At 65.5% G+C, this 15,201-nt stretch carries 14 protein-coding genes; 5 read left to right on the top strand and 9 right to left on the bottom strand.

The window, feature by feature from the left end:
* Window positions 1-65: 65 nt before the first annotated feature.
* From XH93_RS16690 to XH93_RS16670, 5 genes are all read left to right on the top strand, one after another.
* Complete coding sequence (locus XH93_RS16690; protein WP_194474367.1) at window positions 66-1,424, top strand: formimidoylglutamate deiminase; 1,359 nt, start codon at window positions 66-68, stop codon at window positions 1,422-1,424.
* Window positions 1,421-2,164 carry a histidine utilization repressor gene (gene hutC / locus XH93_RS16685; RefSeq protein ID WP_194474366.1) on the top strand — a complete coding sequence of 248 codons (744 nt, stop codon included), beginning with the start codon at window positions 1,421-1,423 and terminating at the stop codon, window positions 2,162-2,164. The genes XH93_RS16690 and hutC overlap by 4 nt, the downstream gene beginning before the upstream one ends.
* 138 nt (window positions 2,165-2,302) lie before the next feature.
* Window positions 2,303-3,247, top strand: coding sequence for an ABC transporter substrate-binding protein (locus XH93_RS16680; protein WP_194474365.1), 945 nt, complete (start codon window positions 2,303-2,305; stop codon window positions 3,245-3,247).
* A 78-nt stretch (window positions 3,248-3,325) separates the two neighbouring features.
* Entirely contained in the window at window positions 3,326-4,099 is a 774-nt protein-coding gene (locus tag XH93_RS16675; protein WP_194474364.1) for an ABC transporter permease, read from the top strand.
* Window positions 4,096-4,881: an ABC transporter ATP-binding protein gene (locus XH93_RS16670; RefSeq protein WP_194474363.1), complete on the top strand. Its 786-nt coding sequence runs from the start codon at window positions 4,096-4,098 to the stop codon at window positions 4,879-4,881. The genes XH93_RS16675 and XH93_RS16670 overlap by 4 nt, the downstream gene beginning before the upstream one ends.
* A 21-nt stretch (window positions 4,882-4,902) precedes the next feature.
* Here XH93_RS16670 and XH93_RS16665 read toward each other — a convergent pair whose 3' ends face one another.
* The 9 genes from XH93_RS16665 to urtB form a co-directional block, all read right to left on the bottom strand.
* A complete protein-coding gene (locus tag XH93_RS16665) occupies window positions 4,903-7,194 on the bottom strand; it encodes a nitric oxide reductase activation protein NorD (RefSeq protein WP_194474362.1) in 2,292 nt (763 codons plus the stop codon).
* A 16-nt stretch (window positions 7,195-7,210) separates the two neighbouring features.
* Entirely contained in the window at window positions 7,211-8,023 is an 813-nt protein-coding gene (locus XH93_RS16660; RefSeq protein WP_194474361.1) for a CbbQ/NirQ/NorQ/GpvN family protein, read from the bottom strand.
* Between the two features lie 50 nt (window positions 8,024-8,073).
* Window positions 8,074-9,093 (bottom strand): alpha/beta fold hydrolase, encoded by a 1,020-nt coding sequence (locus XH93_RS16655; RefSeq protein ID WP_194474360.1) that lies wholly within the window; start codon window positions 9,091-9,093, stop codon window positions 8,074-8,076.
* Window positions 9,094-9,127: 34 nt separating this feature from the next.
* A complete protein-coding gene (locus tag XH93_RS16650; protein WP_194474359.1) occupies window positions 9,128-10,462 on the bottom strand; it encodes a cytosine permease in 1,335 nt (444 codons plus the stop codon).
* A 93-nt stretch (window positions 10,463-10,555) separates the two neighbouring features.
* Window positions 10,556-11,593 (bottom strand): aliphatic amidase, encoded by a 1,038-nt coding sequence (locus tag XH93_RS16645; protein WP_194474358.1) that lies wholly within the window; start codon window positions 11,591-11,593, stop codon window positions 10,556-10,558.
* A gap of 32 nt (window positions 11,594-11,625) precedes the next feature.
* Window positions 11,626-12,318: an urea ABC transporter ATP-binding subunit UrtE gene (gene urtE, locus XH93_RS16640; protein WP_194474357.1), complete on the bottom strand. Its 693-nt coding sequence runs from the start codon at window positions 12,316-12,318 to the stop codon at window positions 11,626-11,628.
* Window positions 12,311-13,063 carry an urea ABC transporter ATP-binding protein UrtD gene (gene urtD / locus XH93_RS16635; RefSeq protein WP_194474356.1) on the bottom strand — a complete coding sequence of 251 codons (753 nt, stop codon included), beginning with the start codon at window positions 13,061-13,063 and terminating at the stop codon, window positions 12,311-12,313. Before urtD ends, urtE begins: the two co-directional genes overlap by 8 nt.
* Window positions 13,060-14,199 carry an urea ABC transporter permease subunit UrtC gene (urtC, locus tag XH93_RS16630; protein WP_246799646.1) on the bottom strand — a complete coding sequence of 380 codons (1,140 nt, stop codon included), beginning with the start codon at window positions 14,197-14,199 and terminating at the stop codon, window positions 13,060-13,062. Before urtC ends, urtD begins: the two co-directional genes overlap by 4 nt.
* A 12-nt stretch (window positions 14,200-14,211) precedes the next feature.
* The gene (urtB, locus tag XH93_RS16625; protein ID WP_139482552.1) at window positions 14,212-15,081 is read right to left on the bottom strand and encodes an urea ABC transporter permease subunit UrtB; all 870 of its coding nucleotides are present in this window, start codon (window positions 15,079-15,081) and stop codon (window positions 14,212-14,214) included.
* Window positions 15,082-15,201 lie beyond the last annotated feature (120 nt).

Raw genomic sequence — 15,201 nt, 5'->3', positions numbered from 1 at the left:
GGATGCTTGACTTATATGTCTAGACATATAATCGTGGCGCGGTTCTGTCCAGCCGGCATGGAAAAATGACACGACTGCATTTCGCATCGGCGCTGCTGCCTTCGGGCTGGGCCAATGACGTGCAGCTTGTCCTCAGCGGCGACACGATTGTTTCAGTCGCGGCGGGCGTGGCCCCGGCTGCCGGCGACGAGCGTCACCAACTGGCGGTTCCGGGACTGGCGAGCCTGCACAGCCACGCCTTCCAGCGCGGCATGGCTGGACTCGCCGAACTGCGCGGCAACACCACCGATACGTTCTGGACCTGGCGCGAGACGATGTATCGCTTTGCGCTGAACATGACGCCGGACGACGTCGCCGCCGTCGCCACCCTGCTCTATGTCGAGATGCTCGAGCAGGGCTTTACCCGCGTCGGCGAGTTTCATTATCTCCACCACGATCGCGACGGCTCGCTCTATGGCAATCCGGCCGAGATGGCCACGCGGATCGCCGAAGCTGCGGCAAACTCCGGCATCGCGCTCACCCTGCTGCCAAGCTTCTATGCACACGGCACCTTCGGCGGCGCAGCGCCGCATGCCGGGCAACGTCGCTTCATCTGCTCGGTCGATCAATTTGCCGCGCTGATGGCGGCCTCGCGCGACGCGATCCGAACCTTGCCGGGCGCAAACATCGGCATCGCACCGCACAGCCTCCGCGCGGTGACGCCGGACGAGCTTGCCGCGATCATCCCGCTTGCCGGGGGAGCGCCGATCCATATCCACGCCGCGGAGCAGGTGCGCGAGGTGGAGGATTGCCTCGCCTGGTCCGGGCAGCGGCCGGTTGAATGGCTGCTCGCACATGCCCCCGTCGACCAGCGCTGGTGCCTGATTCACGCGACCCACATGACGGAGAGCGAGGTCGCGTCGCTCGCCGGCAGTGGCGCAGTCGCGGGCCTTTGCCCGGTGACCGAAGCAAGCCTCGGCGACGGCATCTTTGCCGCCCGCGAGTTCCTCGCCGCCGGCGGCCGGTTCGGCGTCGGCACGGACTCCAATGTCTTGATCGGCGTCGCCGACGAGCTGCGTCAGCTCGAATATGGCCAGCGCCTCAAGCATCGCGAGCGCAACGTGCTCTCGGACCGGCCGGGCGCATCCACCGGCCGCGCGCTGTTCGACCACGCGCTCGCCGGCGGCGCGCAGGCGCTGGCGCAAGCGGCGGTTGGACTGGTGCCCGGCGCGCGTGCCGACATTGTCACGCTTGATACGGCGCATCCGTCACTGGCGGGGCGTCGCGGCGATGCGGTTATCGATGGCTGGATCTTTGCGGCCGGCGGCAGCGCGATCGACTGCGTCTGGGCCGGCGGCGACAAGGTCGTCGCAGGCGGGCAGCACCGGCTCCGCGCCAAGGCCCGCGAGCAGTTCAACGCAAGCGTCCGGAGGCTGGTGGCATGAGCCTCAGTTCCGCACGCAGCAAGCCGGATGAAGGCGGCAAGGCGACGCTCTACAAGCGGATCCGGCTCGACATCGAGACCCGGATCCTGACCGGCGAATGGCCGCCAGGCCACCGCATTCCGTTCGAGCATCAATTGATGGCGCGCTACCGCTGCTCGCGCATGACGGTGAACAAGGCGCTGTCCGAGCTGGCGCAAGCCGACCTGATCGAGCGGCGGCGCCGCGCCGGCTCATTCGTGCGGCGCCCGCAGCATCTATCGGCGGTGCTGAAGATATCGGACATTCGCGCCGAGATCACCGCGCTGGGCCGCAGCTACGGCTATCAACTGCTGCATTGCCGCCGGCGCACCGCCACCGCCGCGGATCGCGCCCGTCTCGGGGTGACCAAGGCCGGCAAGGTGGTCGCGATCGCCTGCCGGCACAGCGCCGACAACGTGCCGTTCGCCGTCGAGGACCGGCTGATCGATCTCTCGACCGTGCCGGAGGCCGCGACGGCGGATTTCGCCAAGGAGCCGCCGGGATCATGGCTGCTGCATCACGTCCCCTGGACGGAGGCGGAACACACGATCAGCGCCGTCGTTGCCGATGACGATACGGCGAAGGCGCTCGACATCGCCGTCGGCGCGCCCTGCCTCGTGATCGACCGCTACACCTGGCGCAGCGCGCGCACGCTGACCGCGGTGCGGCTGCATTATCCGGGCGACACCCACCGCCTGGTGGCGCGCTTCACCGGAGGCTGACAAGATGTCCGGTGCGGCACAATTCATGCAATGCAGCGTGGACCATCATCCGCGAAACATGTTCTCATGCGGCAATCCGCCGCGACTGACGTGACGAGATCAACAGGGTTCAATCCAACTTTTGGCAGAGGGTTCGACATGCGTTCATTCAAGCTATTTCCGGTCATCGCCGCATTGCTGGCGTCCAGCGCCGCGTTCGCCGATGACGTCAAGGTCGGCGTCGGCATCTCCGGCTGGACCGGCTTCGCGCCGCTGACGCTCGCCAAGGAGGCCGGCATCTTCAAGAAGAACGGCCTTGATGTGACGCTGAAGAAGATCCCACAAAAGGATCGGCATCTCGCGATCGCCTCGGGCGACATCCAGTGCGCGGCCACCACGGTCGAGACCTGGATCTCCTGGAACGCCAACGGCGTTGCCACCAAGCAGATCTTCCAGCTCGACAAGAGTTTTGGCGCCGACGGCATGGCGGTGCGCAACGACGTCGCCGCGATCAAGGACTTGAAGGGCAAGACGGTGGCGGCGTCGGCGCCGGGCACCTCGCCCTACTTCGCGCTGGCCTGGATGCTGAAGAAGAACGGCCTCTCGGTGAAGGACGTCACCGTCGTCAACCTGGAGCCCGCCGCTGCGGCGCAGGCGTTCGTCTCGGGGCAGAACGATGCCGCGATGACCTACGAGCCTTATCTGTCGACGGTGCGCAATGCACCCGACAAGGGCAAGATCATCGCGACCACGCTCGACTACCCGATGGTGATGGATACGTTCGGCTGCACGCCAAAATTCCTGACCGACAATCCGAAGGCGGCGCAGGCGCTGGCCGACAGCTATTTCGAGGCGCTCGACATGATCGCCAAGGATCAGGCCAAGGCCTACGAGATCATGGGCGCCGACGTAAAGCAGTCCGGCGAGCAGTTCGGCAACTCGGCAAAGTATCTGCGCTGGCAGGACAAGGCCGCGAACCAGAAATTCTTCGCCAGCGAGTTCCTCACCTTCAACAAGGAGGCCGCGGAGCTGCTGCTCGAGGTCGGCATCATCAAGGCGGCGCCGAAGATCGACGACATCTACGACGCCAGCTTCATCAAGTAACGCCGCCCTCCGTTGCGGCCGGTCCCGCCTCGTTGCAGGCCGGGACCGGCGCATGAATACGCCTGGACAGATATTGTGATGCGTCCGCTTGATCCCGTGACATCGAAGCAGCGCGCGGCCTATGGCTTCGCGTTCTTCGTGCTGTTCGTCGCCCTCTGGTCCTGGGCGACGTTCGGCGGCCATGTCTCGAAGACCTTCCTCGCCAATCCCCTGACCATGGTGCAGGAAGGCTATGACCTGCTCGCCAAGCACGGCTTTCTGTACGATATCGGAATGACGATCTGGCGCGTCGTCGGCGGCTTTGCGCTGGCCGCGGTGATCGCGGTGCCGCTCGGCGTGCTGATGGGCGCCTACAAGCCGATCGAGGCGTTTCTCGAACCGTTCGTGTCCTTTGCCCGCTATCTGCCGGCATCCGCCTTCATCCCGCTGCTGATCCTGTGGGCGGGGATCGGCGAGATGCAGAAGCTGCTGGTGATCTTCATCGGCTCGGTGTTCCAGATCATCCTGATGGTGGCGGTGACCGTCGGCGCCACAAGGCGCGATCTGGTCGAGGCCGCCTACACGCTCGGCGCCAGCGACCGCGGGATCATCCGCCGCGTGCTGCTGCCCTCGGCGGCGCCGGAGATTGCCGAGATTCTCCGGCTGGTGCTCGGCTGGGCCTGGACCTATGTCATCGTCGCCGAGCTGATCGGCTCGTCGTCCGGCATCGGGCACATGATCACCGACAGCCAGGCGCTGCTCAACACCGGCCAGATCATCTTCGGCATCATCGTCATCGGGCTGATCGGCCTGATCTCGGATTTCCTGTTCAAGGCGTTCAACGCCTGGCTGTTTCCGTGGAAGCTCGCATGACCGCGCTCAGGATCGACCAGGTGTCGCGCACCTTCCCGGCCCGCACCCGCAATGCGCCGACCAGGGCGCTGGAGCCGACGACCCTCGATGTCGGCGACAACGACTTCGTCACCATTCTCGGCCCCTCCGGCTGCGGAAAATCCACCCTGCTCCGCATCGTCGCCGGGCTCGACCGGCCAACCAGCGGCCGCGTCACGCTTGACGCGCGCGAGGTGAAGGGTCCCGGCGCCGATCGCGGCATGGTGTTTCAGTCCTATACGCTGTTTCCCTGGCTGACCGTGCGCGAGAACATCGCCTTCGGCCTGCGCGAGCGCGGCGTTGCGCAAGCCGAGCGCAACAAGATCGCCGACACCCTCATTCGCCAGGTCGGACTATCGGGCTTCGAAAACCACTGGCCCAAGCAGCTGTCGGGCGGCATGCAGCAGCGCACCGCGATTGCGCGGGCGCTGGCCAATGATCCAAAAATCCTGCTGCTCGATGAGCCCTTCGGCGCGCTCGACAACCAGACCCGGGCGCTGATGCAGGAGATGCTGCTCGGCATCTGGGAGCGCGACCAGAAGACCGTGCTGTTCGTCACCCACGACATCGAGGAGGCGATCTTCCTCGGCAGCCGGGTCATCGTGATGAGCGCCCGTCCCGGCCGGATCAAGGCCGAGATTGTCGTCGACCTCCCGCATCCGCGTTCCTACAAGATCAAGACCACGCCCGAATTCGTGCAGCTGAAGGAGCGGCTGGTTGAGGAAATCCGCACCGAGGCGCTGAAAGTCGCCGAGCAGGCGTAACCGAGCGCGCAAGCGGGCGGCCTATTTCTTCAGTTCCGTGTAGAGTTGCATCACCCGCTGCGGCAGCACGTCGATCCGCGGCACGCGAAGCGCGTAGCGCTCGCCAAAAATGCGGCCGAGCTGCGGATAGTGGCCGCCACCGATGCCGAACGCGAAGATGTCCATGCCGCGGCGCCGCAGCTGCTGGGCGGCGCGCCGCGCGTCCTCGGTGAGATATTGCGGGTCCGGCACGTCGATATCCGACGGCTCGCCGTCGGTCAGCACCAGCAGCACCTTGCGGAACGCACGGCGCTGCACCAGATAGCTGCCGGCGTGGCGCAACGCGGCGCCGAGCCGGGTCGAATGGCTGCTGCCGAGGCCGGCAAGGCGCGAGCGCACCACGGCGTCCATTGGCTCGTCAAAACCCTTGATGCGCAGATAGCGCACGCGTTCGCGGCCGTCGGAATTGAAGCCGTGCACGGCGATCGCATCATGGGCGGTCTCGACCGCCGCCGCCATGATCGCGGCCGCCTTGCGCTCGACATCGAGCACGGTTCGCCCCGTGCGGTCGCCATCGGCGGTCGAGTGCGACAGGTCCAGCAGCAGCAGAAACGCGAGATCCCGCGGCCCCGGCGCATCGCGCTGGTACACCCTGGGCTCGCTGACATGACCGGCACGCCACTCGATCGTGCGCGCGATCGCAGCATCGATGTCGAGCGCGTCGCCCTCACGCTGGCCCTTTTGACGGAGGCGACGGCCAACCGACGCATCACGGGTCAGCCGCGTGATGCTGCGCAGCGCCTCGCTCTCTGCCGGCAGATCGAGGGGCTTTGCGGATGCGGCCGCATCGGCTTCCAGAATGGTGGTCCAGTCCGGCCGCTCGGTGTTGGCGGCATAGTCCCATTCCGGATAGGTCGCGATCGGTATCCCGTCCAGCAACGTCTCCGTGCTGGCCCGCGCCCGAAGCGTCTCGTCCGGCTTTGCGGTTTCGTCGGTCGACCGTCCGCCCGCATCCTCGCGCCGCTCGATCCGCACCGAGTCGACCGCCAGCTCGATCGTCTCCGCCGGCGCATCCGGCGCGTCGCCAAAATCCCACAGCGCGAGATTGTCGTCGCGGTAGGCGGGCTCGACGACATAGCTCTTGGCATTGAACTGCAGCCGCATCTGCCCGATGTCGTTGCCGAGCAGCCCGCCAATCTCGCGGCTGATCGCGGGATCGGTCCAGCGCTCGGAGGCGGCCGCAAACAGCGTCCGTCCCTTGGCCACCCAGGCGTCGCCATCCTGATAGTCGGGATCGATCAGTGCCCGCGCCAGCCGCGTCATCAGCCCCGCCGCGGTCGCCTGGCCGGACGGCACCGCGGTGTGAAATGGCAGCCACAGCCAGCGCAGGCCGGGCATCTCGCGCAGCGCCAGCGTCTCGACCCTGGCGTCCTCGATCAGCGACACCAGCGCGAGCTGCAGCGCCTTCAGCCGGCCGACCGGAAAGCGGACGGTGGAATGCACGAGATGCGCGCCGGCGTGCGCAACTGCCGCGAGGTAGATGGCATCCGCCCGCTCGCCCTCGAAACCGGGAAACGTCTCGGGCAATCCGATCAGACCCGCCGCGAGCGAGGTTCGCCGCGGCACCGGTGTCGGCGCAATCGGCAGCTTGCGGAAGCGCGGCTTCCTATTCCACAGCGCGACCATCGTTGCGGCGAGCCGCTTCTCCAGCCGTGCAAAATCATCACCGGTGCGGCCCTGCGCCAACAGGCGTGCCGAGAGCGCGTCGTCGAGCCCGAAATAAGCCCGTCGCCGCGCCGCGCGGCCGCCGCTCGCCCGCAAACCGGCCGACACCCAGGCTGAAAAACCGTCGGCGCCGGCGTGCCCCAACAGCTGCTCGAGCCGGTTGATCGCAAGACCCACGGATTCCGGGGCGGCATCTGCGAGCTGGCAGAGCGCGGCGAGGACCGTCGTCCCCTCATTTGCGCCCGCAAGCCGCGGCAGCACCTTCGACAATTCGGCCAGCGCCGCATGGGCGATCCGGCTTCCGGCGCTGCGGCCGATATCGGCGACGGCGCGGCCGACGGCGAGCAGATCGTGGGCCGAACGCTGCGCCGGCCAGTGCTCCGACAACCGCAGAAAGCTCAGGACCACGGCCTCGCCGAGATTGGCTTCGAACAGCCCGCGCACGGCGACGTCCCAGATCGCGATCCGGCTGGCGAACTCGGGGCGGCGCTCCAGAGCCGCGCGCGTCGTCTGCACGGCCGAGCCGATATCATCGTGTCCGCGCAGCAGCTCCGCCAGCCGGCGGCTGGAACGGAAGTTTTCCAGTGAGCTGACATGCGCGACCGCCACCCGCCCTACCTCCGTATTAGGCGCAGGCCGAGATTACGTCGCGCAACGTGTTCCTGGTGTCCGCATCATCGGTCAGGGGAACCACGATCGTGGTCTCGCAGGCCTTGTCGAGGCTGATGCCGTATCCGATCAGCCGGCCGGCATTGACCAGCATGCGGGTCGACGCGCCCTCGTCGAGGCCCTGGCCCTTCAAATTGCGGCTGTGCGAGGCGATCTTCACCAAGAGAGCGGCGATCTCGGGTTCGATGCCGGCCTCGCGCGAGACCACCTCCACTTCCGCCGACCGGTCGGGATAATCGAAGTCGAGCGCCGCAAAACGCTGCTTGGTGGATTCCTTGAGGTCCTTGATCGCGCTCTGATAGCCGGGATTGTAGGAGATCACGAGCTGGAAGTCGGAATGGGCGTGGATCAGCTCGCCGCGCTTTTCCAGCGGCAGGACGCGACGGTCGTCGGTCAGCGGATGGATCACGACCGTGGTGTCCTGGCGCGCCTCGACGATCTCGTCCAGATAGCAGATCGCGCCGAGCCGCACCGCCGTCGTCAGCGGCCCGTCGCTCCACACCGTGCCCTCAGCGTCGAGCAGCCAGCGGCCGACCAGATCGGCCGCCGTCATGTCCTCGTGGCACGCCACCGTGATCAGCGGGCGGCCGAGCCGCCACGCCATGTATTCGATGAAACGCGTCTTGCCGCAGCCGGTCGGCCCCTTCAGCATCACCGGCATGCGGCTGGCATAGGCGGCGCCGAACAGTTCGACCTCGTCCCTGAGCGGCCGATAGTATGGCTCGTCCAGGATACGATACTGATCGAGCAGAAGTGCGGGATTGGACAAAGCTCACGCCCCCCGTGATCGCGCAGCCGGCCATTCGCAATCGGTCGACATCACGATGCGAGCAGCTCCTTGAGCTTGGAATCGATGAAGGCGACGTCGACCGGATTGGTGCCGGGGCCGCCGGCGAAATGTCCCCAGATCGACGGCACCGGCACCAACTTGGCGTTCGGCATGTTCGCAACCTCGAACTCGCTGTCCTCCGGCGGGAAATACAGATCGGTCTGTCCCGGCATGACATATGTCTTGGCCTTGATGGCGTGGAGTGCGGCCTTGAAATCGCGCTTGTAGATCTCGTTGTCGCTGATATCGCCGTTCTGCCAGGTCCAAAGCATGGTGAGCAGATTGTTCGGATCCTTCGGCAGGAAGAAGCCTTCCCAGAACGCCACCAGAAAATCCTCCAGCGACGAAAAGCCGAGCGTCTTGATGTCGAGCTGCTCGCGATAGAAGGCCTGCGAAAACCCCCAGCCGGCATAGACGCGTGCGGCGGCGCGCAGGCCGCGGGCCGGCTTGTCGGCGTACCAGCCCTCATTCCATGCGGCGTCCGCGGTCAGCGCCGCCTTGACACCTTCGAGGAACACAAAGTTGTGTCGCGAGCATTTGGCCGAACCGCAGAACGGCGCCAGCAGATCCATCATGTCAGGATAGAGCGCGCCCCAGTGGAAGGTCTGCAACGCGCCCATCGACCATCCGACCACCAGGCGAATGTGCTTGATGCCGAACTTCTCGGTCAACAGCCGATGCTGGGCGCGCACATTGTCGCAGGCCGTTACCTGCGGAAAGCGCGGCCCGTTATAGGGCTCCGGCGTGTTGCTCGGCGACGACGACAGGCCGTTGCCGAACATGTTGGGAATGATGATGAAGTATTTTGCGGGATCGAGCGCCATCCCCGCGCCGATCAGCCACTCATTGTCGTAGTGCTGGCCGGAATACCAGGTCGGATAGACGATCACATTGTCCTTGGCGGCGTTGAGCTGCCCAAAGGTCTTGTAGGCGAGCTTGCAGTCGCGGATGGTCGCGCCGCGCTGCAAGGCGACATTGCCGAGCTCGTGGATCTGATAGTCGACACTCATTGGTGCACCCTTCTTGTCTGATCGAGATCGTCGCTTATGCGGGACGGGCTACCTTCTCCGTGGAGGACTCCACGCGTGCGATCGCCCCGTACACGATGCCGGCGACCACGGCCGCGGAGATCGCAGTGGACAGCCCCGGCATCAGGTTTTCAACCGCAAAGGCGCACAGCGACCCGATGCCCCAGGCGATGAACGGCTTCGCCCGCCAGTCCGCCTCCGCGCGCGCCTCGGCACGCAACACATACTGATCGACCAGAATGATGGCGCCGATCGGCGGCACGAGGATGCCGAGCAGCGACAGCCACTGGATGAAGAACGCCCAGACGTTCCCCGCGGCGACCACGATGCCGATCGCGCCGAGCACCACCGCCATCAGCCGCATGTTGGTCCCGAGGATGCGCGACCAGCCGGTGGCCGCATTGTACAGACAGTGCGAGCAGACCGAGCCGAGATTGGCATAGAGGAAGATGAACGCCAGAATACTGAGCCATGTGAGCTGCTTGCCGTTCATGTAACCGAACATGTTGTCGACGCCGAACGGATTGGCGTTCGGCACGGCGAGCGCCGCGGTCATCACGCCGCCGACCAGCATCGCCACCAGGTTGGCGAACGGGAACGCGCTGAACGTGGCGAACAGCGAGGCGCGCGCGCCCGGCGCCCAGCGGTTGAAGTCCGCGGTCACCGTGCCGGCGTCGATGAACAGCGCAATCACCACCGTGAGACCGACGCCCATCGACATGTTGGCGACGCCATTATTGCCGGCATAGCCGAAGATCGCCGCGGCCGTCGTGGTGGACGCCGCATCGGCTGCGACCCAGACGCCGAGCAGGACGAACAGCGGCACCGACGCCAGCCCGATATAGTGCAATCCCTTCACCCCGACGAAGGTGATCCCGATATAGAGCACGCCGGCGACGATGGTCATCGCCACATAGTTGAGGCCGTAGGTCGAGGAGATCAACGCGCCCGTGATGCCGGTCTGCACCGCATACCAGCCGAGCAACAGCGTCGACAGCAAGCCCGACGCCAGCACATAGCCTTTCTTTCCGAACACGATGCTCGCGATCAGCGCGAAGTTCATGCCGCGCCGCGTGCCGATCAGGCCGAGCGCGCCGACATAGGCGAACATGATCAAATTGCCGACGATCATCGCAACCAGCGCATTCTTGAATCCCATGCCGAGCACCAGGATCGATCCGGTCATCGCGCCGGTGATGATCATCGGAAAGCCCAGCCACACCATCGTCACCGAGAAGACGCTGCGCCGGGCGCTCATCGGCACCGGCTCGTGCTCGAATTCATGGCCGAGAAGATCGTCGATCTGTCCCTCGGCCTGGTGAACCAGCCCGCTATTCGATTGACCGCTCATGAAATCCCCCTGTTTGTCCGCGAGGAAGTGGCTGCCGCCGCATCGAACCACGCCGGCGCGAAACGTCGCGCCGGCGCCGATCGTCGATGTCGCCTAGCGATGCGCGACCTTCTGGTTCGGAATGCCCTCGATCGGGCATTCGTCCGTTCCGACGGTCGGACGGGTCATCGCCTCGACCATCTCCCGCGTTCCTTCGGGATCGGTGATCCAGTTCTTGTAGAACGTGTAAGGACAGACCGCGTGGCCGCGGTCGCCGTCGCCGGAGTTGATCAGGCCGGTATAGCCGCGGTGCATCAGCTTGAAGAGATGGTTCTGCGACTGCATGTTGCGGCGCGCGTCACGGATCAGCGACACCGACATCTGCGCATACTGGATGCCGTTCTCCTCGGTGCCGCATTCGCCGAGGGTGCGGCCGTCGAATCCGATCAGCGCTGAATGGCCGAAGTAGGAATAGACCCCGTCGAAGCCGGAGGCGTTGGCGACCGCGACATAGCAGTTGTTGGCCCAGGCCATCGACTTCGAGATCTGGATCTGCTGCTCCTTGGCCGGGTACATGTAGCCTTGGCAGCGGATGATCAGCTCGGCGCCGCGCATCGCGCAGTCGCGCCAGATCTCCGGATAGTTGCCGTCGTCGCAGATGATCAGGCTGATCTTCAGCCCCTTCGGCCCGTCCGAGACATAGGTGCAATCGCCGGGATACCAGCCCTCGATCGGCACCCAGGGCATGATCTTGCGATACTTCTGCACGATCTCGCCCTTGTCGTTCATCAGGATCAGCGTGTTGTACGGCGCCTTGTTAGGGTGCTCCTCGTGGCGCTCGCCGGTCAGCGAGAACACGCCCCAGACCCGCGCCTTGCGGCAGGCGTCCGCGAAGATGCGCGTCTCCTCGCCCGGCACCGACGACGCGGTCTCGTACATCTCCTTGGAGTCGTACATGATGCCGTGGGTCGAATATTCCGGGAAAATCACGAGGTCCATGCCCGGCAGGCCGAGCTTCATGCCCTCGATCATCTTGGCGATGTTGCGCGCATTATCCAGCACCTCAGCCTTGGTGTGCAGACGCGGCATCTTGTAATTGACCACGGCAACGCCGACCGTGTCCTTGCTGCTCGATATGTCTCCATGCAACATCTTCCGTCTCCTTTCGTGAACGATAAAGCCCGCTACACCGCCATGTGCAGCTGGATCAGATCATCGGTGAGCTCACCGATTGCGCCCTTGGCGACGACGCGCCCTTTCTCCAGCAGCGCGAAGCGGTGCGACGCGCGCCGCGCGAAGGCGACATTCTGCTCGACGAGGATCACCGTGATCTTGTGCTCGCGATTGAGTTTCACGATCACGTCCTCGATTTGCTCGACGATGTTCGGCTGGATGCCTTCGGTCGGCTCGTCCAGCAGGATGACCTTGGGCTGGGCGAGCAGCGCCCGCGCGATCGCGAGCTGCTGTTGCTGGCCGCCGGACAAATTGCCGCCGTAGCGGTTGAGGAACTCCTTGAGCACCGGAAACAGCTCCAGCACCCAGTCCTCGATGCCGTTGGCCTGACGCGCAGCGAAGGTGCCGAGCGTCAAGTTCTCCCGCACGGTGAAGCGCGGCAGGATACCGCGGCCCTGCGGCACATAGGCGATGCCGGCCTTGGCGCGCTGGTAGGTGCGCAATGCCGAGATGTCGGCGCCGTCGAGCGACAGCCGGCCGGTGACGCGGTCCATCAGGCCGAGGATGCTGCGCATCAGCGTGGTCTTGCCGACCCCGTTGCGGCCGAGCACCGCGAGGAATTCGCCGCCGCCGACCATCAGATTGATGCCCTGCAGCGCGCGGCTGTTGCCGTAGAAGGCGTCGATATCGGTCAGCTCAAGCATGGCTGATGCCTCCCGATCCGAGATAGGCGCGGCGCACCTCGGGATGCGCCTCGACTTCGGCCGCGGTGCCCTCAGCCAGCATCTGGCCCATATGCATCACCGAGATGATGTCGCCGATCGCCTTGACGAAACCCATGTCGTGCTCGACCACGATCAGCGTATGCTTGCCCTTCAGCCGGGCGAACAGCTCGGCCGTCTTGCGGGTCTCCTGCGCGGTCATCCCTGCGGTGGGCTCGTCCATCAGGATCAGCTCGGCATCCTGCGCGACCAGCATGCCGATCTCGAGCCACTGGGTCTGCCCGTGCGAGAGATAGGCGGCGGGGCGATCGAGTTGCTCGGTGAGCCCGACCAGTTCGGCGAGCCGCTCGATATGTTCGCGCCCGGAATTTCTGACGTCCCAGCGCAGATTGCCGATCACGCTGGTGCGCCGGGCGCGCGCCACCTCGAGATTCTCGTTGACGGTGAGCTCGCGGAACACGCTCGGCACCTGGAACTTGCGGCCGACGCCGGTGCGCGCGATCTCGTATTCCTCGAGATCCTGCAGCGCGGTGCCGGCGAATGTCACGGTGCCGGCGCTCGGCTTGACCTTGCCGCAGATGATGTCGAGCGCCGTGGTTTTCCCCGCGCCGTTCGGGCCGATCAGGCAGCGCAGTTCGCCCTTGCGCACGCTCATCTTGAGACCGTTGAGCGCCTTGAAGCCGTTGAAGCTGACCGAGACGTCCTGCAGGTCGAGGTGGGCGGTCATGTGCTGCCCTCCGTCTGGCCGACGCCTTGCGCAACGCCCGCAGCAGTGGCGTGCCGGCGCTGCACGATCCAGCGCCAGACCACCTGCGCGAGACCGGCCAATCCCTTCGGGAGGAACAGCACCACGAGCACGAACAGCGCGCCCATCACCAAGGTCCAGGTTTCCAGGAATGCCGCCGACTCCGACAGCGCGCCCTGCATGCCCGCCACCAGCACCGCGCCGAGGAACGCGCCGACCAGGCTCTGCCGTCCACCGACCGCGCACCACACCACGACCGACAATGACAGCTGCACGCCGAGGAAGGTCGGCGAGGCGAACTCCATCACCACCGTGTAGAGCATGCCGGCGAGCCCGGCGATCGCCGCCGACAGCGCGAACACGAAGATCTGGTACAGCGCGACGTCGTAGCCGAAATAGCGCACGCGGCTTTCGTGATCGCGGATCGCCTGCACGATCAGGCCGGCCCTGCTCCGGGTGAAGGCAAAGGCGACCAGCAGACTGAGCGCGACGCATCCGGCCACCAGATAATAGGTGGCGCGGCCATAGGCATCGAAGGCGACGCCAAAAATCTCGAGCTGGGCGAGATCGGTGATGCCGTTGAAGCCGCCGGTGTAGCTCTGCTGGTCGATGATCACGAGATTGATCACTACCATGGTGGCGAGCGTGATGATCGAGACGTAGACGCCGGTGACGCGGCCGCGGAACATGAACCAGCCGAGCGCCGCTGCGACCAGCGCCGGCACGATCATGCCCGCGGCGATCGCAAAGCTCAGCGAGCGGAACGGCACCCAGAACCAGGGCAGCGACTGCACATTGTTCCAGACCATGAAGTCCGGCAGACCGCTCGCGCCGGTATGCACCGGGATGGTCTTGAGCTTCAGCGCCATCGCCATCGCGTAGGAGCCGAGCCCGAAGCTCATGGCCTGGCCGAGATTGAGGATGCCGCCGAATCCCCAGGACAGCCCGAGCGAGATGGTGAGGATGCCGAGCACGAGGTAGCGCGCGACCTTGTTGAGCAGGAAATCATTGTTGAGCAGCACCGGCAGCAAGAACACCAGCACGCAGATGATCAGCATCGGTGCGAGTTGCGCCGTGAGGCGCTGCAATCCGTTGGAGGTGGACACGTTCAATGACATTGACTGGCGATCTCAGGCACGCACGCGCGCGGTAAAGAGTCCCTCGGGGCGGAAGCGGATCAGCACGATGATGGCGAGCAGCACCAGCGCCTTCGCCACCGTGTCGTTCTGCAGGAAGGCGATGCCGCCGGAGAGCTCGCCGAGGATGAATGCGCTCGCCACCGTGCCGGCGAGGCTCTGCACGCCGCCGAGCACGACCACCATGAAGGCGTCGACCACATAGCCGGTGCCCATGTCCGGCGACACGCTCTTGAGCGGCGACACCAGCGCGCCGGCGAGACCGGCGAGCCCGGCGCCGTAGGCAAAGGTCAGCGCATAGACCCGCTTGGCGTTGACGCCGAACGAGGCGGCGACCGAGCGATCCTGGATGATGGCGCGCAGCTTCATGCCGACGGTGGTGCGGTTCATCAGCAGCCAAGTCGCGCCGAACAGCGCGATCGACACCAGGAACAGGAACACCCGATAGGACGACACCGACAGGCCGAACACCTCCATGCTGCCGGACAGCGCCGGCGGCAGTTGCACGTAGCGCAGCTCGCTGCCGACCATCAGCCGCACCGCCTGTTGCAGCATGATGCCCACGCCCCAGGTCGCGAGGATCGTGTCGAGCGGCCGGTTGTTGAGCAGGCTCAGCACGAAGCGCTCGATCACCCAGCCGAACGCCGCGACCACGAGAAAGATCGGCACCAGGCTCGCGAGCAGGCCGAGCCCGAGATAGGTGTGGAACACCCAGGCCGCGTAAGCGCCGAGCATCACGAACTCGCCATGGGCGAGATTGATGATGCCCATCGAGCCGTAGATGATCGAGAGCCCCAGCGCCACCAGCAGCAGGATCGATCCGATGCTGAGGCCGGTGATGATCTGTTCGATGAATTGATCCACGCCGGAATCCGTTCTTCAGAGTAAGTTTCGCCGAACTCGCCCTTGCAGGTGCCGCAAGGAGCAAGGCAGTCAGTGTCGCCAGATGCCGGCCGCCGGCGCCGCACGCCGACGGCCGTAGTT

The sequence above is a fragment of the Bradyrhizobium sp. CCBAU 51753 genome (assembly GCF_015291565.1).
GTDB lineage: Bacteria > Pseudomonadota > Alphaproteobacteria > Rhizobiales > Xanthobacteraceae > Bradyrhizobium > Bradyrhizobium ivorense.
Note: the sequence above shows the minus strand (reverse complement) of the source record. Positions and strands in the feature narration are given on the sequence as shown.